The organism is Clostridioides sp. ES-W-0016-02, assembly GCF_020641035.1.
Lineage (GTDB): Bacteria > Bacillota > Clostridia > Peptostreptococcales > Peptostreptococcaceae > Clostridioides.
Genome location: NZ_CP061362.1, coordinates 19723 through 42117, shown reverse-complemented (window position 1 = coordinate 42117; position 22395 = coordinate 19723). Strand labels below are relative to the sequence as shown.

Annotated in this window: 21 protein-coding genes; 18 read left to right on the top strand and 3 right to left on the bottom strand. The window is 27.2% G+C overall.

The genetic code is table 11. The features are described 5' to 3' along the window. The first annotated feature begins 52 nt into the window (after positions 1-52). From IC758_RS19710 to IC758_RS19675, 8 genes are all read left to right on the top strand, one after another. Entirely contained in the window at positions 53-280 is a 228-nt protein-coding gene (locus IC758_RS19710) for a hypothetical protein (RefSeq protein WP_227861012.1), read from the top strand. A gap of 168 nt (positions 281-448) precedes the next feature. After that, on the top strand, positions 449-1003 hold the full coding sequence (locus IC758_RS19705) for a hypothetical protein (protein ID WP_227824975.1): 555 nt from the start codon (positions 449-451) through the stop codon (positions 1001-1003). Position 1004: 1 nt separating this feature from the next. Beyond that, positions 1005-1652 carry a hypothetical protein gene (locus tag IC758_RS19700; RefSeq protein ID WP_227824974.1) on the top strand — a complete coding sequence of 216 codons (648 nt, stop codon included), beginning with the start codon at positions 1005-1007 and terminating at the stop codon, positions 1650-1652. 4 nt (positions 1653-1656) lie between these two features. Continuing rightward, a complete protein-coding gene (locus IC758_RS19695) occupies positions 1657-2151 on the top strand; it encodes a prepilin peptidase (protein WP_227824973.1) in 495 nt (164 codons plus the stop codon). Between the two features lie 98 nt (positions 2152-2249). Beyond that, a complete protein-coding gene (locus tag IC758_RS19690) occupies positions 2250-2912 on the top strand; it encodes an ABC transporter ATP-binding protein (RefSeq protein ID WP_227824972.1) in 663 nt (220 codons plus the stop codon). Continuing rightward, entirely contained in the window at positions 2909-4270 is a 1362-nt protein-coding gene (locus tag IC758_RS19685; RefSeq protein ID WP_227824971.1) for an ABC transporter permease, read from the top strand. The genes IC758_RS19690 and IC758_RS19685 overlap by 4 nt, the downstream gene beginning before the upstream one ends. 63 nt (positions 4271-4333) lie before the next feature. Beyond that, a complete protein-coding gene (locus IC758_RS19680) occupies positions 4334-5080 on the top strand; it encodes a VWA domain-containing protein (RefSeq protein ID WP_227824970.1) in 747 nt (248 codons plus the stop codon). Beyond that, entirely contained in the window at positions 5081-5812 is a 732-nt protein-coding gene (locus tag IC758_RS19675) for a hypothetical protein (RefSeq protein WP_227824969.1), read from the top strand. It abuts the gene before it with no gap. Positions 5813-5898: 86 nt separating this feature from the next. Here IC758_RS19675 and IC758_RS19670 read toward each other — a convergent pair whose 3' ends face one another. Continuing rightward, the gene (locus IC758_RS19670) at positions 5899-6564 is read right to left on the bottom strand and encodes a TlpA family protein disulfide reductase (protein WP_227824968.1); all 666 of its coding nucleotides are present in this window, start codon (positions 6562-6564) and stop codon (positions 5899-5901) included. 142 nt (positions 6565-6706) lie between these two features. Between IC758_RS19670 and IC758_RS19665 the strand changes: the two genes are divergently transcribed. From IC758_RS19665 to IC758_RS19625, 9 genes are all read left to right on the top strand, one after another. Beyond that, a complete protein-coding gene (locus IC758_RS19665; protein WP_227824967.1) occupies positions 6707-7159 on the top strand; it encodes a hypothetical protein in 453 nt (150 codons plus the stop codon). Positions 7160-7309: 150 nt separating this feature from the next. After that, the gene (locus IC758_RS19660) at positions 7310-7957 is read left to right on the top strand and encodes a sigma-70 family RNA polymerase sigma factor (RefSeq protein ID WP_227824966.1); all 648 of its coding nucleotides are present in this window, start codon (positions 7310-7312) and stop codon (positions 7955-7957) included. Positions 7958-8070: 113 nt separating this feature from the next. After that, positions 8071-8502: a hypothetical protein gene (locus tag IC758_RS19655; RefSeq protein ID WP_227824965.1), complete on the top strand. Its 432-nt coding sequence runs from the start codon at positions 8071-8073 to the stop codon at positions 8500-8502. 152 nt (positions 8503-8654) lie between these two features. After that, entirely contained in the window at positions 8655-8963 is a 309-nt protein-coding gene (locus IC758_RS19650) for a PrgI family protein (protein ID WP_227824964.1), read from the top strand. Further along, complete coding sequence (locus IC758_RS19645) at positions 8960-9904, top strand: hypothetical protein (protein ID WP_227824963.1); 945 nt, start codon at positions 8960-8962, stop codon at positions 9902-9904. The genes IC758_RS19650 and IC758_RS19645 overlap by 4 nt, the downstream gene beginning before the upstream one ends. A gap of 17 nt (positions 9905-9921) precedes the next feature. Then, positions 9922-11844: a VirB4 family type IV secretion system protein gene (locus IC758_RS19640; RefSeq protein ID WP_227824962.1), complete on the top strand. Its 1923-nt coding sequence runs from the start codon at positions 9922-9924 to the stop codon at positions 11842-11844. A gap of 19 nt (positions 11845-11863) precedes the next feature. Next, entirely contained in the window at positions 11864-14515 is a 2652-nt protein-coding gene (locus tag IC758_RS19635; protein WP_227824961.1) for a hypothetical protein, read from the top strand. 115 nt (positions 14516-14630) lie between these two features. Beyond that, on the top strand, positions 14631-17831 hold the full coding sequence (locus IC758_RS19630; protein ID WP_227824960.1) for a peptidoglycan DD-metalloendopeptidase family protein: 3201 nt from the start codon (positions 14631-14633) through the stop codon (positions 17829-17831). A gap of 232 nt (positions 17832-18063) precedes the next feature. Beyond that, positions 18064-18513 carry a hypothetical protein gene (locus IC758_RS19625; RefSeq protein ID WP_227824959.1) on the top strand — a complete coding sequence of 150 codons (450 nt, stop codon included), beginning with the start codon at positions 18064-18066 and terminating at the stop codon, positions 18511-18513. Between the two features lie 75 nt (positions 18514-18588). On the opposite strand, the gene IC758_RS19620 is transcribed toward IC758_RS19625, so the two are convergent. Further along, the gene (locus IC758_RS19620; protein WP_227824958.1) at positions 18589-19464 is read right to left on the bottom strand and encodes a hypothetical protein; all 876 of its coding nucleotides are present in this window, start codon (positions 19462-19464) and stop codon (positions 18589-18591) included. A gap of 236 nt (positions 19465-19700) precedes the next feature. Between IC758_RS19620 and IC758_RS19615 the strand changes: the two genes are divergently transcribed. Continuing rightward, complete coding sequence (locus IC758_RS19615) at positions 19701-20549, top strand: class I SAM-dependent DNA methyltransferase (RefSeq protein WP_227824957.1); 849 nt, start codon at positions 19701-19703, stop codon at positions 20547-20549. Here the strand turns inward: IC758_RS19615 and IC758_RS19610 are convergent, their stop codons facing one another. Then, positions 20550-22388 (bottom strand): ATP-binding protein, encoded by a 1839-nt coding sequence (locus IC758_RS19610; RefSeq protein WP_227824956.1) that lies wholly within the window; start codon positions 22386-22388, stop codon positions 20550-20552. Between the last annotated feature and the right edge of the window lie 7 nt (positions 22389-22395).

Here is a 22395-nt window from a genome sequence, read left to right as displayed (position 1 = left end):
AAACAAATGCAGTGCTTTTTTTAAAGGGTTGTCTCAAAAGAAAAATAATTTCTTGACTAAAAGTACATATAAAATTAAAAATCTTTTAACAAAAGAAGATGGACTTATAGACAGAAGTAAAAGAGCCATGGCTGGGGAAGATGGAATGGAGCTTTTACAGTTGGTTATTATAATATCTGTTGTTTTAGTTATAGCCACTGCCGTATTTTTACTTAGAGATAAGATAGTTGCCTATTTTGGAGATGCAACAGGTGAAGTAGATAAACTGAAAGTAAAATAATAACTACTATATAAAATAAAAAGAACATTCATAATGAATGTTCTTTTTATTTTATATAGTAAAAGAAATAATACTATTTATATTATAATACTCCAAAAAATTATAAACATACAAAAATAATAGTATTATTAGTTAATAAATATTTATAGAAGGGATATTTAAGATTAGATGCTAAAAGTGATTAAAGATAAACTTAAAAATAAAAATGGGATGGTTTTTATTGAGTTCTTAGTTGGATTTTTAGTTTTTATATTTATTTTTTCATTCTTTTTTGATTTATTTCAAATAGGAAGTAAGAAATTTGTTATGACTCAACAAGCTTCTCAGATAGTAAGACAATTAGCAAAGCAAAGTGGGATCCAAAGCCAAGTACCTTTAAATTATCCAGGAGGAGGAGGTTCTTATTTAACATCTTCTCAGTTAATTAAAGTCACAGAAAATAAATTTAAAAAAATTGGAGTTAAACCTGAAGATTGGTCAATTGAAATAATCTTAAGAGATAAAGCACAGGCAAATGGAGAAAGAGTAATTTCCTTATCTGACACATCTAATATAAAAGCAGATTATAGAGATAGTATTGGAATTAGATTTACATACAGTTATAACTGGGGATTATGGTCTCAACTTGTACCTGGAGATTTTAATAAAACTACCAATGTAGATAAATATGCGTTTTGTGAATACAAGCATAACTATTCAAATTGGAAAGGAGAGGAAGATTAATATGGGGATAGAATTAATTTTATCAAAAATAAAAAATCGTTTAAATAATAATAATGGTAGCATAGCTATAGTAGGATGTGCATTAATACTTGTATTTGTCACAGTAGCAACAGGATTTTTAAGTTTGTCTAATTCCTCATGGGTTTTAAATGAAGTACAATCTATAATGGATTTATCAACAACTAATGCTTTGCAACAATCAATTAACAATGAATATCTTAGACAAGAAGTAATAAATGTATCAAATTCTGATTCTTCAATAAGTAATGATGGAGTTTTAAATGTTAACAATAAGCTACTGAGTGATGTTATTAGTACATCTTTTAGAAAAGAGTTAAATAGACAGGTAGGATTAACTCCATTTATTCAAAAAATAGATATTAATTATTTAAAACCAGAATTCGTTTATGAAAATTGGGGCCTTAATTATGCAGGAGACTCAAATAAGGAACGACCTCAGCTAATTTTAGATTCTATTGTTCAAATTACATTAAAGAATTACAGAGAATTTGATAATTTAGGCTCCTATATAATAAATGAATATAATGCAAGAGATAATGGTAATATGAAAATATCTGTTGAAGGAAAAACAGGAGATGGGAATTTAATTTTGACAATTAGAACTTTGTCAAGATTAGTGTACAGATAAAGTTATGTATAATAATTTTGATTACCTAAAAGAAGTAGAAGCTGTTTTTTCAAATCCTATAGTTGTAATTACTTTAACTTTATTTCTTTTATTTGCTTCTTACAGTGACTTTAAATATTTAAAAATTTATCATAAATTTAATTTTATATTTTTTTTATTAAGAATGGTATTTGTTTTCTTACCTGTATTTTCTTTGCCTCTAACATTAAGTAATATTAATGGTGCTATATTTGGATTCTGTTTGATGTATATACCAGCTATGCTTTGTGGAGTTTCAAAGGGTGGAGACATTAGATTTGTTTCTATCCTTGGGTTATATTTAGGATTTCCTCTACTTTTGAATATGCTATTAATGACCTATAGTAGTATAATAATTTATTTAATTGTAAGAAAATTTATTTTAAAAAAGAATGTAACCAATTTAGGGATACCATTGGCCCCATTTGTATTAATTGGATATGTTATGAATTATGTAATTTTTTTATGTATATTTTGTTGACTATAAACAATATTTTTATGAAAAAAGTTTGGTAATCTTTACTTATTATAATTAAAATGGTAGAATTAAAATAAAAAGGAAAGGAGATGGGTTTTGTTATGATAGAAATTAGAAATTTAGAAAAAGAATATATATTAGGAAATAACTGTGTGAAAGTAATAAACAACATAAACTTGACCATAAATAATGGTGAATTTGTTGCTATTGTTGGTTCTTCTGGAAGTGGGAAAACAAGCCTGCTTAATCTTTTGGGAGGGTTAGATAAACCTTCAAGTGGAAATATATTTGTACAAAATAAGGATATAACTAAATTAAAAGACAAAGAAATGAGTGAGTATAGGAGAGATTTAGTAGGATTTATATTCCAAGAATTTATGTTAGAAGGGAATAAAACAGTGCAAGAGAATCTCATGATGCCACTTATTTTTTCAAAAGTAGAAAAGAAAGAAAGACTCAATAGAGTAAAAGAATCTTTAGATAAAGTAGGAATTAAGGATAAATTAATGTGTAAAGCAAATGAGCTTTCAGGTGGGCAAAGGCAAAAAGTAGCAATTGCAAGAGCTTTAATAAATGAACCTAAAATTTTATTAGCAGATGAGCCTACTGGAAATTTGGATAGTAAAAATGGAGAATTAATAATTGATTTACTTAAGGAGTTAAATAAGAATAATAATTACACTATTTTACTGGTTACACACAACATGGAACAAGCTTCTCAAGCTGGACGAATAGTTAAGATTAGAGATGGAGAAATTTTATGAAAATAATTGATTATCTTAAATTATCATATTCTAATTTAAAGAAAAGAAAAATTAGAACATTAATAAATATCTTTTCTATAGCTATAGGAGTTACATTAATAGTAACTCTTGTAAGTTTAGGTAGCGGGCTAAAATCTTATGTAATGTCACAAATAAAAGAACTTAATAACTTACAACATGTGTCTGTTTATAATACTAAAGTACAATCATCCGAAGAATTAGAAAAAAAATTAGCCAAAACAGATGCAAATGGGGATATAGATGTAGAAAATTTATATGAGAAAAAGAAAATAAATGATACAGTTATTAATTCATTATCTAAAGACAAAAGAATTTCACAACTATTAGTAAAATATGAAACTGAATTAACAGAGACACAATATGGAGATAAGAAGATAAAAGAAATAAAAGCTGTTTCATATGATAAAGATTTTTATCTAAAGAGTGAGAAAGCGAGTCTTAAGCAAAAAAAAGAAGCTGACAACAGTTCTCTAAGTTATATATTAGAAGGACGAGAATTAAACAATAAAGATAAAAATGCAGTAATGTTACCAGAAAGTTTTGTAAAAAACACCTTGGGAATAGATAATCCTAAGGATATTATAGGGAAAGAGATAAACTTAAAGTCAGTTCTACCAGACTTTGATAAAGATAAAATATTTGATAGAAAGGCTACTATAGTAGGGGTTATAAACAAAAAATATTATCAACCAAGCTTTGTTATCTCTAAAGATTTAATGACAGATATTAAAAATTTTGAAGAAGGTGGAAATAAGTCATTAAAAGAAAGAGGAGCAGATGTATTAGAACTTTCTATCACTAAGCTTGAAAATGTAGAAAAAGTAGTATCATATATAGAACATAGTTTAGGATATACAACAGAAAGTGTTCAATCTGTTGCAAAAATAATTGAGAAAATATTATTAGGAATAAATATAATTCTATCTGTAGTAGGGATTATTACTATATTAGTAGCTTCTCTTGGCGTAATTAATACTATGATAATGTCTATTAATGAAAGAACAAAAATGATTGGTTTAATGAAGGCAACAGGGGCTTCAAAAATAGATATATTATGTTTATTCTTGGTAGAATCTTCGGTTATTGGATTACTTGGAGGATGTTTAGGCTCATTTTTATCTTATTTTAATTTATTAGGAATAAAGGGGATAATAACTTATATTTTAGAAAGCCTTGAAATTAATCAAGTATCTTTTTTAGATAAAATTGTAAATATGAATCTATCAATAACAATTTTAACTATTTGTTTTGCAGTAGTTTTAACTATGTTGGCAGGATTATATCCTTCAATAAAAGCGTCAAAATTAAATCCAATTGAAGCTCTTAAGTTTGATTAAAAAATTAATAAAGAAAGGGATGTTTCTAAAAAAAGTGTATTTTAGAAATGAAGGTAAATTTATATGAAAAATATATTTAATTTTGGGAGAAAGAAAAATACTGGTAATGAAAAAAATAGTATTGAATTAAAAAAAGAAAAAGTAAACTTAAGAAAAGATACAGTAAGTAAGATATGTTTAACAAAATCTGATTTTAATGATATTAAAAATATGAAGTTTGATGTAACATTAGTATTAGATTGTTCTCTATCAACATCTGATCTATTTGAAAACGGAACGATACAAGATATATTTGAAAGATTATTACCAATTTCCTTATCTTTTGATAATGATGGAATGCTTGATGTTTGGTTGTTTAACGATGAAGCTTATCAATTGACAAGTATAGATATGAATAATTTATTTAATTATGTTAAAGATGAAAAACTTTTTAAAAAGTATGTTCGTGGTGGAACAAAATATGCTCCTGTAATTAAAGAAGTAATCAAAGAAAAAACAGAATTAAATGAAGCAAAGAACCCAGTTTATGTAATATTTATAACAGATGGAGATAATTTTGATAAAAAAGAGGCTGAATTAGTAATTAGAGAAGCGTCAAATAAGCCTGTATTTTTCCAATTCATAGGAATAGGAAAACGAAAATTTAATTTCTTAGAAAAGTTGGATGTTATGGAAGGCAGAGTTGTAGATAATGCAAACTTATTTTCATTAAATGATATAAATGATATTTCAGATGAAGAATTATATGAAAGGGTTATGAAAGAGCTTCCTGAGTGGGTTAGAGAAGCTAAAAAGAAAGGTATATTTTAAATGAATGATGTATACATCAAAAAAAGTATTAAGAAAATTTCATTGAATGATATTATTTTTTTAAGAATTACAAATTTTGATGCGTATGGAAACATAATAAACATAAAACTATACCAAAAAGTTAATAACAGATATAAGCCTGTTGACATGCTGGATATTCCTTTTCCAATAATAAACAATATTAATACAAGTTCTTTATATAAATCTGTTAGTAAGAAAGAAGAAAGTAAAATAATTAATAAACTGAATATGCTTAAAAAAAATATACTTAAAAAAAATTCTTTTAATTTAGACTATATTAAAATTGGTATAATATGCGACATATATTATATATTAGGTAGGGATAAAAATTCTGATTTCTATGGTCTAAATTCTATAAAAGTAAATGAAATTGGAAAGATAGTAAAGATAGATGTTTTAGATTATAATGAGATAACTTATGTTTTAATAGATTTATTAAAAGATGAAAATATTGATGAAAGACTGTTTTTAATTGATGTTAATAAATTTTCTTTTATAAAGAAAGTTAAGGATTATTATGTTGTATCGTTTTATAGTTTACTTTCAAAAGAAGAAAATGAGCAATATGTAAAAAAAGACAATTATTTAATATTAATGGTTAAAAATAATTCATTCCAAATAATACTATCTGAAGAAGCTAATATAATGGGTATTTTAGATAAAAAAGATTTTAATGTTGTAGATGAGTCTTTTTTAAAAATGATACTTTAATGAAAGATTTAATTATAAAATGTGTAAACTGATATAATATAAGATAATAAAAATACTATAACACCTTTAAGGTGTTATAGTATTTTTTAGTTAACTTTCATTTTATAAATTTTAGGGCTTTCAAAAGCTAATTTTAAGTCATCTGTTAAAGTTATTTTATCATAATCAAATTCTTTAATTAAAGAAATCCTACTATTTTCATCAATAAAAAATAAAGTAGGGACATTTTTTATTGATGTTTCTTTTATAAAACTCAAGTCTTTATCAACCAAGATAGTTTTAGGCTTCTTTAAATTTAAGTTTTCATAATAATCATTTATTTCATCATTAGTGCTTTTTATAAATAATGGTATGTATATAATATTAGTGTCTTTTACTACTTTATCTATTAACATACTTGTCTTTTTGCAGAATGAACAATCTGTTTTATTCACTGATAATATTACTTTTTTACCATTTAGCTTATTAAATTCAAAAGTATTACCATCAGTAGTATTTAGAGTCAAATTAGAAACACTATTTCCTATGTTTTTCAAAGCTAAGTCCATTTTTTCAAATGTTGGGTAGTTCGCTTTTAATATATTCATTCCTTCTTCTGTATATTCTAATAATTTATCTTCAGAACTTTTAATAGTCTGTTTAACTTCACTTTTATGTTTAATAGTCTCTTTGTCATTTGTTTCATTAGAACATCCAGTTAAAATAATAGTCGATAAGCATAGAATCAGACCTATTATTCTTTTAATATTCAATAACATCACCTCGATTATAAAGTATTTAATAATATTATATAGTTTTTGTTGTTTATAAACAATAAAAAACTTAAAAATACATATAATATATCAAAATTAAAACAAAGTACATAAAAATATGTTTTAAAATAGGGAGGATATTATGATAGTAAAGAGAAGAATGAAATTACAAGAATTAGATGGAGAAGATGTAATAGCTATGAAAGCAGTTGGAAATTTCGAGAAATTTTTACATTCTTATTATAGCCCACATGGTTTTTCATATGTAAATAGTAAGAACGAATTCGTAACAGATAAAGAGTATTACAAACTTTTATTAAACTCAGGTAAATGTATAAAAATGGGCGATTTCATGATTTTTAAAGAGGGGTATCATGAAAGTTATGAAGAATATGCAAACAAATATTTAAGTGAAATTAATTGTGAATGTAGTTTTGATTTGGCAGAGTTAAATAGCGTTTCTAATTTTGGAGTTGTAAATTCTACAATAGATATGGTTAAAAGAAATCTATATCCTAAAGAGAGAGCATTTAAAATAATTGAAAAATACTTTAGAAATCCAGGATATGCACAAAATATTTTAAATTTAATATAATATATTTAACATAGTCAATATTTTTAATAAAAATATTGACTATGTTTTTTAAAAAGATAGCATCATACAAAAAATCTATTTTAAATTTTATTTATTAATTATAAAATACAAATAATTAATAAATAAAATTTAAAGGAGATAAAATAATTAATGCCTCTTGAAACAAAAAAAATATTAAATTATTCAGATGGTGTAAAAAGAGAAAAAGAATTTTATACTAAAGAAGAAAAAGAAAAAGTAGCTTATGCTAATAATAAATTAATACACCATGTCATAAAACAATTAAATACAAACGTCGCTTCGCATGATGAACTTTATAGTGTTGGTCTTGTGGGGTATGCAAAAGCACTTGAAAGTTTTGATAAGAGAAGAAATGTTAAGTTTTCTACATATGCGATAAACTGTATAAGAAATGAAATATTATACTTTCTTAGAAAAGAAAATAATCATAACAAGAATACAATATCTTTTAATAAAGTACTTTCAGCAGATAAAGATGGGCATAATTTGGAACTTGAGGATATTATTTCAGAGGATGAAATCTCTAAAAAAAGGTTTGAAGATAATTTAGTGGATAAGGAAGATCGAGCAACGATACTTAAAGCATTAGAATTTTTAAAGGAAGAAGAAAGAATTGTTATTATATATAGATTTGGATTAAATAATGGAATTATAATGACTCAATCAGAGATTGGGAAAATGATAAATATGTCTCAAGCTAATATATCTAAAATACAAAAGAGTAGTATAGATAAATTAAGGCTTATACTTGATAAAAATATTTACTATAAACAATAAAATAGCCAAAAAAATATAATGAAACACTCTAAAGTTATATAAAAAATAAAAATGTATATTATAAATAGATTAGATTATCTAATCGAAAAACTTTGGAGGTGTAAAAGATAAATATGAATGCAGTTTTAATTAACTCAAAAAAAATAGTCCTTATGTTTATGTTAAGCCTAATGATGTGTATGACTTTTTTACAAACTAATAAAATAGAATCCTATGCTGGTAATGATATAGGAGATGTTAAGGTTGAAGTTAATGGGAATGGAGGTTTAAGTGTTTCTGGAGGAGGTATGGATTATAAAGATGGAGCTTCTTCTTGGAATGGTTTTTTAGGGAAAATTAAATTCTTTGTAGTTGGTCTTTCAGGAGTAGGTGCTCTTATCGGACTTGGGAGCTTAATTTTCCATTTTAGTAAACTGGCTTCAACAGCTACTAATCCTCAAGAAAGAAGTAAAGTTTTAACTGGTATTATGTGGTCTGTTATAGCAATGGCTGGATTAGGATCTATATCTATTATAGGTGGATTCTTCTATGGAATTTTAAAATAGGACGAATAAAAAGACACTATTAACAAATTAATAGTGTCTTTTTATTATATTATTCAGCTTATATTTATTAATAAAAGAAGTCCTTTATATAATAAACAATAAAATTTATTTAATATAATAAAAACACCAAAAATTAGAAAGGAGTTTAAATAATGCCAAGAGTAAATTTAATGCCACCAGACACAAATGAAGAAGAAAAGGCCATTGGAGGATTAATTACTTTTAACCAATTTTTTTGGTTATTAGGTGGTTTTGTTTTAGGGATAATAACATATTTAATAATCATTTATTCAATTAAAATGCAATTTATTGCTATTCCAATGGCTATTATCGTATTTTTATCAAGTGCACCATTTGCCTTTTTTAAAAAACATGATATGCCTTTATTTAAATATTTAAATATAAAACGAAAATATAATAAAAAAAATAAAAAACTAATAAATAGGAGGAAATTAAATTGATTATAGTAATGCTGTTTTTTATATTATTTGTAGTTGGATTAATAGGTTTTGCTTTTTACAAGATTAAAGAGACTGATCCAAATAGGGGGAATGGAGCTTCTAAAAATAACTATTATGCAGATAATGCCCAAGATGCATTGATGTTTGAGGATATAAGAGATAATGTTATCCATCTTGGAGGTCATCAGTACCGAGCAATTATAAAATGTAATTCAATTAACTATAATCTTAAAACAGATAAAGAACAAGCTGTTATTGAAATAGCTTTTCAAAGGTTTATAAACTCGTTGTCTCATCCAATTAGCTTATATGTACAAACTAAAGAAATAGATAATTCAAGAGTAATGGACCTTTTTCAAAAAGATATAGAAAAGACAGTAGAAGAATTCCCTTTACTAAGAGATTATGCAATTTTAAACATAGATGATATGAATAATATGTTTTTTGAGATTGGAAACAACAAAGAAAAAAATAAATACATAATTGTACCCTTTAATGATTCCACAACTCTTACAAACTCAGATGATGATGAAAAGTATGAATATTCCTTAAAAGAAATATATGGTAGATGTCAAAGAATTATTGATGGGCTTACATCAGTAGGTCTTAAGTCAGAAATATTAAATACATATGACCTAATAGATTTACTTTACTCAACTTACCATAAAGATAATGCATCTCAAGTTAATAATATTCTTAATGGAGAGTTTTTATCGAGAATAGTAACAGGGGAGGACAGGTTAAATAAAATATCTAATAATCCAGAAGCTACTCTTGATTGGATTTTATATGAAGCTCAAATTAGATTAAAAACAGAAATCTTAGAAAATAAGATTATTGAAGATGCTGATAAAGAAAAAGCAACTGACTCTATGATAAAAATAGATAAAATTAGAAACTCAATTGCAGGATTCTATAAAAGCAATGAAAATGCAAATTAGATTGGAGGAATAAAAAAATGTTTTTTAAAAAGAAAAAAGAAAAATCAACCACTAAAATAATAGATTTTAGTAAAGACGATATATTAAATGAAACTAATTTGTTAGATAAAGGTATTCCTTCTTTAAAGGAACTTATATCACCTTCATCTTTTGAAGTAGATGCAGACTATATAAAGGTAGGTAAAAAATATGTTAGAAGTTTTATAATGCAAGGTTTCCCTGCCCAAGTTTATGTAGGATGGTTAGACAGTATTTTTAATTATGAAGGGGAAACAGATACAATTATTCATATTGATCCAACTGATGACAAGATAGCTTTAGAGGAATACACACGTAAAATAACACAATTTGAAGCCCAGCTTATGTCTGAACAAGAAAAAGGTAATATACGAAATATAACAAGGCTTAGAGATAAGATACAAGAGTTATATATGGAAAGAAGTAAGTTAGAAAGAAATACAGATAAATTATTCCAGGTTCAGATTGCATGTAATCTATATTCAGATAGTTTAGATGAATTAAATAAAGAGACTCAAAAAATTGATAATAAACTACGTGGAAGAAAAATGTATATGATGCCAACATATCTAAGACAAGATGATACTTATAAAACTGTTTCTCCTTATGGGAAAAGCTATGTAGAAGATATGTTTAGAAATTTTAATTCAGGAGCATTAACTTCCTGTTTCCCTTTTTATAACTCAGATATTAGACATGAAAAAGGTGTTTTTTGTGGGATTAATCTATCTACATGTTCTCCAATTTTAATTGATTTCTATGATAGAAGCAAACTTAAAAATTCGAATATTACTGTTATTGGGCAACCAGGAACAGGAAAAACATTCTTTGTATCTTTACTTACTATGAGAAGCTCAATAAGAGGAATTAGAACTGTTATTATTGACCCAGAGAGTGAATATGGAAGACTTACAGAAGCTCTGGGTGGTTCAAAAATTTATTTAGCTCCAGATTCTAAAGAGTGTATAAATCCATTTGACATAGAAGAAGAGGATGAACTGGATGAAAATTTCCTGCCAACAGGAATAAAGTTGGTTGATGTTAAGGGTAAAATTGCAGATTTATTAAACTTAATTGCTGTTATGGCTGGAGGATTATCTGGAGCTCAAACTTCAACAGTAGCACAATTATTACAAGAGTTGTATGGAAATTTTGGTATTACTAAAAATCCAAAATCATTATACGTAACAGAACCCTATTTTGATAAAAATACAAAAGAATTTATTCATGAGGGTAGAAAGAAAACCATGCCAATTTTTTCTGATTTTTATAATAGTTTATCTGAATATGCTGAAAAAAATTCAGACATGGAAGCAATGGATTTAGTAAGAGTATTAAAGATGTTTAAAAAAGGTGGAGTGTATGACTTATTTGACTGTTATACTTCTTCTAATATATCTAATTTTAAAAACTCTCCAATTGTCACATTTGATGTTAGTAAATTAGAAGAAAATATTTTAAGACCAATTGGTATGTATGTAGCCTTGTCTTGGACATGGGAGAAATTTGGTAAGAAAGACCCATACATAAACAAGAGAATTGTTTGTGATGAAGCGTGGATGCTTGTCTCTAAAAACATGGCTGGTTCTGAGTATTCTGCAAAGTTTCTTGAAACAGCTTCAAGAAGAATAAGAAAAAGAATGGGAGGACTTTTAGTTGCTTCTCAGAAGTTTACTGAATTTGTTGAAAGTACACAAGGTCAAGCCGTTTTAACTTCAGCAGAGACTAAAATATTCTTAGGGCAAGATACCACTGATATAGACTCTATTCAAAATATGTTTAAGTTAAGTGAAGGAGAAAAATTATTCTTACTTAGAGCAGATAAAGGAGAAATGTTAGTTAGAATTCAGGGAGAAAGCACAGTAGTTAAAGTATTGGCTTTTGACTTTGAGAAAAAATTAATAGAGAAAAGAACAGCCTAATGCAAGAAAGGAGATTGAAATGATAAAGAGAAAATTAAGAAAGTTTTTAGCTCTTGGATTATTAGGGATACTTACTTCTTCTACTTTAATTGGGGCAAATAATATAGATTCATATGCTCATAATACATATTTTATTTCAGTAACATTAGATGAGAGTTCTTATAATTATGTACCCAATGTAATTTTTGAACAAAATTCTTGGTCTGCCAATAAACATGCAGAAGCAGATTTAGGAAATTTTACAACAGTTTCTGAGCAATCAGACTCAGATATAAAATCAAAAAATCTTAAAGTGCCAATACTGAAATATGAAGGCATTAAAGATGAACAGGTAAAAGAAAACTATGATAGTGCAATGAAGGTAAAAGAGAATGATGAAGGAACAAAGGAAGATGACGCAACAAGAGGAAGTGGAGATGGAAGCAAATCATTAATTTTTACGTTCCCTGCACTACATGGGAAAGGACTTTTAGTTGATTCTGTAAATGCAAATGCAGAAGATGAAAAAAGAGCTGATTTAGTCGCAGATGTCTTAATTGGAGGTTTAAATAATGCTTTAAACTTTTGTTTAAGTTCTACAGAAGGGAATTTTACTATAGAGCAAATTAAGGCTTTTTCTGCTGACTTAGCAAATAAAGCTGTAAATAAATCAGGAAGTGTTTCTTTAGGGGAAGCTTCTTTTACAATATCTTCCGCATCAGATAAAGATCTTAAGAAGCTAATGGATGGGACTACAATAAAAGATTATATAAAAATAACTTCAAATAATAATGGAAGTATTATTGTACCAATGCAAATTTTTAAAGGGTATGTATCATCTGGGAGTAGAGAGCCTGAAAGAAGATTAAATAGTGATTATTATAAGCAATTAAAAGAAGGCGGAGATGTTAAATATTTAAATTGGAAACATGTAGTTCTTCAAGGAAATTATAATGCAGATGTTAAAAAGATTACATTTTCAAATGAAAATGAAATTTCTAAGCCAAATCAATTAACAATTATGGTTGGAGATTTCTTAAATGGAATGTTAAGTGGATTAAGAAGATTATTAGGATTATATGCTATGGAAGATTTAATGTTAAATACAGGGGTAAGAGATAACAATTATTATTATGGTATTATGCCAAATGCATGGATGAGTTCAGCAACTTTATTAAATATAGTATGCCAGATCATTGCTTGGAACTTAATAGGGTTTTCTATAGTAAGAATGCTTTTAAAAAGACAATTAGCTACAATCAACATAAGTGAAAAATTATCTCTTATGGAAGGTTTTAAAAACCTAATAATTACAGCCTTTTTATTATGTACATTCACTTTAATATTTCAAGGTTTCTTAAAAATAAACTATGAACTGGTAGATATGTTTGGGAAAAGTAGTAGCTTCTCCAGTTATATAGGAACAGCTCATACTATGAATAGTGGTTTAATAGCAACGATATTAATAAATATAGCTTTCTTTGTAATAAATATATATTTTAACTTTTTTTATGTTTTAAGAGCTGTTACAATTGCTCTACTTTATGCAGTAGCACCTCTTTGCATATTTAGTTTAAGTTTAGGTGGAAAATATGTACAAATATTTAGCAATTTTATGAAAGAATTAGTTTCACAAATATTTATCCAAACTTTCCATGCTATTTTAGTAGCATTTTTTACAAGTGTAAGTTCAACTCAAAAAATGAAAACTTTTGAATTGTTTGTTGTGTTTTGTTCCTTTATTCCTTTAACAAATTTTTTAAGGTCAAATATACTTGGTCTTCCATCAGGAATTACTGATCAGGCTGAAAGAATCTCTGGGATGGGAAGAGCTATTGTAGGTGGTGCAGTAGCTGGCGTAGTAGGAGAATCTGTTGGAGGTAAAGGTAAAACAGGAGGAGGAGTCGTTGACAATGAAATGATAGGAATGGGAATAAATAGTAGACCATCTTCTTTTTCATCTGCACTTAAAGATAAATATATTAATGGAAGCTCTTCTTATAATGGAATAGATAATAAAGATTTATTGAGTGGAATAGAAGATTCTAATAAATCAAATTACGCAACTCAAATTTATGGTGAGAAAAGTTCTTTTGATAAGGCAGTTGGTACAGCTAAGACAGTTGGAAATGTAGGTAAATCTGTTGGAAAGGCACTTGGATCAGCTGGAATGTCTATGGGATATGGTGCAATAGGTGATCATAGAGGAATGGAGAGGATGGGTTCTGGTGTAGCCAGTGCCACATCATCAATAAGAAATTCATTAGCGGGCAATAATCCAGATTTAAGTGGATTTGGGATTTCATCAATGTATGATAATGGAGAAAGTAATACAGCAGTTTATGACGCTCAAGTTGGTGAAAATGGAGTTAGATTTAATAATAGCTCCATTGATGATAGTACATATGGAAGAAATTTAAATGAAATGTATAATGTGTTTAATTCTAATGGAGAGTATTCAGATGATAAAGAGAAAGGATACTTAAGAGATAGTGCTAAACAGTATTACCAATCACAAGGTATTATAGGGGTTGGAACTGTATCAGGTGATAATGGAGAGAAACAAATGGCTGTTAATTTTGATAAAAGTATGGTAAGTAAGAATAGGAACTTCTCTTTGCGAGATATAGGAGAAATTAAACCATATGAACCAATGGCTAAGTCTACTAATTTAAAGAAAGATATAAAATAATATAAAAGAAATAGGACTGTTCTATCATTTTAGATTAGAACAGTCCTATTTCTTTTATATTTATGGAGATGAAAATCTATATTAAAATGTTCAGATTTTAATATGGAGGGATTTAATGAATAATGACGAGAGAAATCCTCAAGAAGAAGAGCAACAACTTAATAGAGAAATCTTAAATTCAATTAATAGAAAAAGAAAAAAAAGTTTTATGAAAAAAATACATAATGTAGGCAAAAAAATAAGTAAATTAGTATCAAACTTATTTTTGACTTTTTTTAAAACAATAATTTTACCTATTCTACCTTTGTTAATTGGATTTATCATAATAATTTTTCTTGTTTTCTTTTCTTGGGACTTAATTTTTAACAGTAGAGGTAAAACTATGGATTATCAAGAAGAGGATGTCACGCAATATAATCAAGTTGCCTTGGATGATAAAGGGGATATAACTTCTACAGATTTTAGTACAGGTAATAAAATAGTTCAGGCATTTTATACATTCTTTGCAGAAAAGTCTATTTGGGTGGTAGTAAAAGAGGATGGAATAAATGAACCTGTACAATTTAATTCAGAAGAATATGTAAAAAAATATGGTGAAAATGGGATGAGAGATAAGTATCAAAGAGAAAAGAAATTTTATTTAAATCCTAATGCTCTATGGTCCTTGGATGAATTTTTAAATAAAAATCAATTTAGGTTCCCTGAACAATTTGTCCAACCAGTCCAACATGATAAGGATACTTTAGAGTTAAAACAATTAACAGATAAAAATAGGAAGCTTACAGCCAAATCTAAAGAATATGATTTAAATACAAAAAAACCGAAAGCTAATGGTAAAAAAACTGAAGGTGTTTGGGATTATGGGTTTGGTTCAATTTTAAATTATAAAAAATTTAAGGAAGAATCAAAGAAAGAAGGTCTTTTCTCTGAAATAGAGATTTGGGATATAGAAAATGAGACAAAAGTAAAAGTTCCAATAGATGAAGCTGAAGATATGGTTAAAAGTGATAGATATACATCTTTTAATAGCTCTTACAAAAACAAACTATATTCTAAAAAAATGCCCGAGAGAGATGAAACAGTTTATATGATAGATCAGGTTACAAGCCCTCTTGGATTAATAAAAAATAATATAGTACAGGAATGGGTTGACACTAATGAGACTTTTACAGCATCTGAGTCTTTTACAAAAACAGTAACAGTTGGAGGGAAACCTAAAAAAATAGAATTTAATGCATATGTAACAGGTAATATACAAAAGTTTGAAGCAAGATATGAAGGTGAGCCTGATGCTTCTCAACTTGTAGGAGGGCAGTATTTTGAAGATTACATAGGTAACTATACAACATATGTTCCGAAAGAAGTTTTAACTTCTTTTAATTTTAAGGACAGAACAGGGAAAACAGATAAGGAACTATTAAAATTACTTGATAGAGGAGCCTTTGGAGAAGGTTCAGCAGAAGGAGGAACATCTTCTGGAACAGTTGACTTAGGAAGTTTTAAATTAGGTTCTGGAGCTTCTTCAGATAATTATAAAAAAGCAATGCAGTACTATGACATCTTTAAAAAGTATGGAGAAATGTATGGAGTAGACCCAAAACTATTAATAGCTATAGCATGTCAAGAATCGGGAGGTAGCCATGAATCTTATTTAGGTGCTTCAAGGTGTGCCAGTGCAGGATGTGGTATTATGCAGATAGAGCAACCAGGGAAGACTATAACTAAATCTACAGCATTTAACCATAATACAGGGCAGATGGAGACGATGTCTATAAATATGGGTACTGTAACAAGTATAGATGGAAATATAAAAGCTGGAGCTATGCTCCAAGCAGAACGTATGAAAGCTCAGAACTATAATATAATTTTAGCTTTGCAGACTTATAACTATGGTACAGGTGTAGCTAATATTATGATAAAAACATATGCTCAAGCAACAGGAAAAACTCCTGAAGAGGTAAGGAATAATCCAACTGATTTAGGATGGCTGGCATACAGAGCTGACATAAGTGATAATCCAGGTAAGTACATAAATGGTTGGAGTCATAGTAGGTATGGAGATAAGCAATATGTAGAACATGTTTTAAGGTACTATGTTGCTGATGGAGACAGTGGGATATGGGTAAAAAAAGAAGATGGTTCTACTGTGACAATTTCTCCAGATGGTAAGTTTGAAATTGGTTCTGGAAGTGGTGGAAGTTCTGGTGGTTCAGCAAGTTCAAAAGATGGATGGCTAAAAGGCATTTGGGAAAAATTGAAGGAAGGCTGGAATAAGTTATTCCCAGAATTTGAAAAACCTCTAAGTGAAAGACGACTTGAATTTTCTAATAAATATCCAGAGAATCAAATACAAAATGTGATAAAAATGATGTTTGTAATGGAGGAAAGAAAATATATCACAGAATATGAAGATTTTACAGATGAACAATGGAAGAAAAAATATATATTATTATTTACTAATCCATTAGGAGATTCTTGGGGTAGTGGAAATGGATCAAACCAAAACATAGATGTAGCATCCATATTCCCAAAAGGTTTCGAGGCTCCAATAGATGTATCTCCAGTCACTATAGGTAAACCATTTGATCAAGTTCATCAAGGAATTGATTTGGTAGCTATAAAAGGAACAGAAGTAAAAGCCATTTCAGATGGGAAAATAATAGAAGTAAGTAGTAACTCAATAAAAATACAACATGATGGAACCACTCAGACTTATTATTCTAATCTACAAGAAGTATTAGTTAAACAGGGAGATTCGGTTTCTAAAGGTCAGGTAATAGGTAAAACAGGAGGAGGTAAAGAAGGAAATGTTCTACACTTAGAATTAAGTATAAATGGAGCTAAACAAGACCCATCTTGGATTGTAACTGGAGATTTTATTGCAGGAGACTATAATATTAATGCATCAGATGCAGAGATAATTAAAAAGGTAATAGATCTTGGAAGAACCAAAATTGGTTGTCCTTATGTTTGGGGAGCTAAAGGTCCTAATTCATTTGACTGTTCTGGGTATACAAAATGGCTTTATAAACAAGTAACTGGAGTTAGTATAGGGGATGGAACTACTGGCCAAGTTAGTACTATGAGGAATTTTAAAGTAGATATAAATAATATCCAACCAGGAGATCTACTTTATAGAATAGGTGGCTCAGGTAACCATGTTGTTATGTATGTAGGTAATGGTAAATGTATGGAGGCTATGGGGACTAAATGGGGAGTTGTATATAGCGATTTTTCTAAATGCAAATCAAGAGGTCTAAATAAGGTGTATAGACCTATAGCTTATATAAATTCTAAAAAAGGCATAAAAAATTAAAAATAAATAAATATATTAAAATTTAATAAAATAATGTTAAAATATTAAAAATAAATATAAATATATAATTTAAACAAAATAAAATATTATTTTTAATATTTAAGATTAAAATAAAAAAATATATTATACTATTTAATAATAAAATAAATAAAGTTATTATTTTTATTGCGATTGTCTATAATAAAAAGGTTTTATAATAAAATCAAAATCATAAATGAGTTGGGGTGATTAAGTGTACATAGCCTTAGAAAAAAAGATGTTTATCTCTTTAGTTATTATAGTTATGTTACTTTCTGTTTTTTCTGTTCAGTCATATGCTATAAATGAACAAAAAGTAGAACCTATAAAAAATGAAGACATATATAATAATACAAAAGGGAATAAAAATGGTGGCTATATGACTGGTGATGATGTAATGGAAAAAGTAACGATGGATGAATTCTCCGATAGAATTGAAAAAAAGGGATTTGAAATAATAAAGTTTATGAAAGTATTCGCTAATCCATTCTTTACAATTTGTTTTATAGTAGCTCTTATATTTACAGCTATTGGAGCATTTTGTAAAAGAGGAGGTCTTTTATGGGTTGGTATTAGTGCTATGATAATAGTAGCATTTTCATACACTGCTGTCATATATTCTTCTGATATCCTCAGATGGGTTCAAACTTGGATAGTTAGTTAAAGAGTTTAATTTATAATAAATAAAAGACAGTATCTTTACATGTAAAGATACTGTCTTTTTATCTTAAAAAACACATTAGTTTTGTTTAAATACTTTTATTTCTTTATTCAGATATTTGACTATTTTATAATAAAAACCATTGTCTGAAAGATAAATGTATTCTTCTTCTGTAGGTGTTAGATTATAAGAAATTACCTGTTTTATATTCCCTATTTTTTTACTATTTCTTTTTATAGCTTTATTTATATCATTAGGAATTTTAATTTGGGGTGATTCACTATATATTTTAGTATATATATTATTTTTAGTTAATTTAAAAACATTTATCACATTATCAAATTTAACTTCAAAGTTAAAAGTACCTTTATCAGTATTAATTATTTGACCATTTTTATAAGTTTTAGAAATAGATTTTATCTTCCCATATATATTTTTATTATCCTCAGATATATGTCTTATTATCTCTGCATATACTCCATTTAAATTGTCTTCAATTCCATTTTTATAAACCATTTTTCTATTTGGAAGAGTTTGGTTTATCCCAACAATTTTTAATGCGTTATTATTATTAGATAAATAAACATCATACTCCCCTTTTGTTGTAATTGTGTTATAAATAAAAAACTTTTTATATAAAATTCCTTCTTTATTAACTCTTCTTACTGTTCCAATATCTTTAAAATTATTTATAGATTGAGTAACCTTAGAATCTAAGACTCTATTAGGATATATAATAGTATCCACACTTAGTATAAATACAATCATTAAAACAAACGACATGCATAATAGTGTATGTTTGCTAAAGGCTTTACTTTTGTATGCTCTATATAAACCATAAGGAGGCAATAGAATTAAAAACATCCAAATATGATTTTTCTTTCTTATTTCATGCCTGTTATTACTGTCAATTAAAAATTTCTCAAATATATCTTTAATTTTAGATTCTTTCATTTAAACTCCTCTCTTTTTCTTTTATGTAATTATATACCTATTGAAAGATAACTATAATAAAAGTTGTTCCTATATATCACTGCAATTTAAGTATCCATGCTAAGATATTTTAATCACCTATTTTTTAGCTAATTTGAAAATATTATAATATTTTCAAATTATAAAAAAAGAAATCTCCTTATATAATAAAAAAAATGTTTTTGTCTTTAGGCAAATATAAAAAAGGGGAGAGTATTGTGAGAAGAAAAGATTCTAAGAGGATTGAGAATAACCAAAAAGTATATAATTTATTAGAAGAAAGTAGAAAAAGAGTTCTAAATGAGGATGAAATTGAAATAATAAAAAATATGCATACAGGATATGGAGGAATTAGTAATAGTACTCAATTTTTTACTCCAGAAGTAGTAATAAATTATATGTTAGATTCTTTAGAATCTACAGGATTTAAGGGAGGTAAAATCTTGGAGCCTTCTTGTGGAAATGGGAAATTTGTGAATGCTTTAATTTCAAGATTTGAAAATGTAGAAATTACTTCAGTTGAATTAAATAATGAGTTATATTATCTAAATAAAATTTGTTACCCAAATGTAAATGTAATAAATGGAGATTGTTTGGACTATTTAAAAGAATTTGAAGGTGAATTTGATCTTGTCATAGGAAATCCTCCATTTGGCAAGAGTCATAAAAGAGATAGTTTTAAATTTGGGAAATCTTCATTAGAGTCTTATTTCCTTGAATTATCTTTAAGAGCACTTAAAGAAGGAGGTTCTCTTATAATGGTTCTTCCTGATTCAATTTTATCTTCAAATAAATATTTTAATTTAAGAAAATTTGCAATTGATAATTTTAGGCTTGTTCAATCTATATCTTTACCAACAACAACATTTTATTTTTCTGGTACAAGTGTTAAGACTTCTATTTTACATTTCGAAAAAAAAGACTGTAACAATAAAAATTACTCTGTTTTTATGGCAATGGTAGATAAAATTGGATGGGACAGTAAAGGTAATAAAAATGAAAATGTGCTAATTCCTGTTTATAATGAATTTAAAAAGTTTTGTCAAATCGAAAAAGATATATCTTAATTAAGATATATCTTTTTCTTGTAAAAGTTCATATTTAGTTCCAATGCTCGATTTTTCTATTTTAATTTTATTGTGAGATGATAATTCTTCTAATTTAGAAATTATGTCTGCTATAGATAACCTTCCTCCATAAGAGGAAGAAATTTCTTTGATTTTTAAACCTAATTCAAATGAATTTGTAGGCAACATAGATATCAAAATAGAAGCTAATTTGTCATCATCTTTTATTCTTTTTAATTCATCAAATGGGTCAAGAGTATTTGGAGCTTTAGAAAAAGAAGCCCTAAATCTTATAGGGTAAGTTTTATTTAATGTAGCTGAACTTATATATCCATGGCCAGATGGTAAATCTGGAAGTTTTTTTGTTTCATCAACCGTTAAATTACCCTCTGATTGAGCTATCTTCATGTCTTCTTGGTTTGTCAATCTTAGAAAAATCTTGGTATTCAATTGAGATACTAAGGTGCTATCTAAATTATTAGGTTTTTGTGTTGCTAATATTAAATAGATACCAGATTTTCTTGATTCTTGAGCTAACTCAGTAAGTATTTTTTTTACAGGTAAAATTTTTTGACTTTTGTTTGGGGCAAATCCATGAGCCTCGTCTAACATACAAAAAAACGGAGGAAAGAAATCTTCACTATTGTTAAGATAATTTTTTCTAAAGGAATATAATTTTCTTAATAGATAAGAAGCTATCATTTTTAATCTTTTAATGTCTCCTCTTATAATGGCCCATTTACCATTTAATAAAGTCTGCTTTACTACAGAGATATCTTTTGTAAAGATATTTGTATTTTCCAAAGATACGCATTTCCAAATTAAAGCCTGCAAAGAAGCAACTCCTGAAATTTTATCTTTATATTTATAATAAAGATCTAATTCCTTAGAATTTAAATTATCTTCAGGAGTTTTCTTTTTTGACCACTTGTTTTGTTCAACTTTCTCAAAAGCATTTTTAATTGAACTTATCTTATGTTGGAGATGTTTTAAAGTATCTCCTTTTTGGTATAATACTTCAAGTATATTTTTCTGTGGCTCTGTTAGTTCTCCAACATATTCAAATAATGAAAATAGTTCAAATATGCCAAGTTCCTCAAATTTAATGCCAATATCTTTTCCAATTTCAAGTACGTTGTATTTTTTTTCAAAATTATAATTTAAAGTAGAGCCTAAATTGTCAGAGTGTTTATTAAAATCAAATTCGTTATGGGGGTCAAAAGCTAATCCTGGTATATTTAATCTCATCAACTCTTCAATTAATACTCTAATTGCAGAAGATTTTCCAGAACCAGAAGAACCAAATAAGCCAATATGGGGATTTTCTCTAAATGAATGGTGATTAAGAAAAAGAGGTATACCTTTTTGATTAGATACAGAACCATTTTCCCATAAAGGAGAAACATTTCTAATATTATCAGGTAATTCATTTTGGCTATGTTCAGTTCCTTTTATTATACCAATAGTCATACAATCAGCTTCATTTACATTATTTACGATATATTTGATTTCATCATATGTAGCATGAAACACATCGCTATTTGGGAGAATAGGACAGGGGATTTCTTCTAATAACTTTACTTTTGCAATATATGTTATTTCATTAAGGTTAAATCCTGCATGTTCAGCAACATTAAGTGAGCACCCTTTTGGTAAAAGTTGTTCATCTATAATTGGGATAATTGAAGTCTCAATAACTTCGCAAGGAACATTTCCTTGAACCTTATCTTTTATTATTAAGTATTCATTTTGAATAAATGCTTTGTTTTGATTTACTATATTTAGATATTTAACTCCAGTTGCTCCAAGTACGATCCCTTTTTTTAAGTTGTTTACCATTATAATA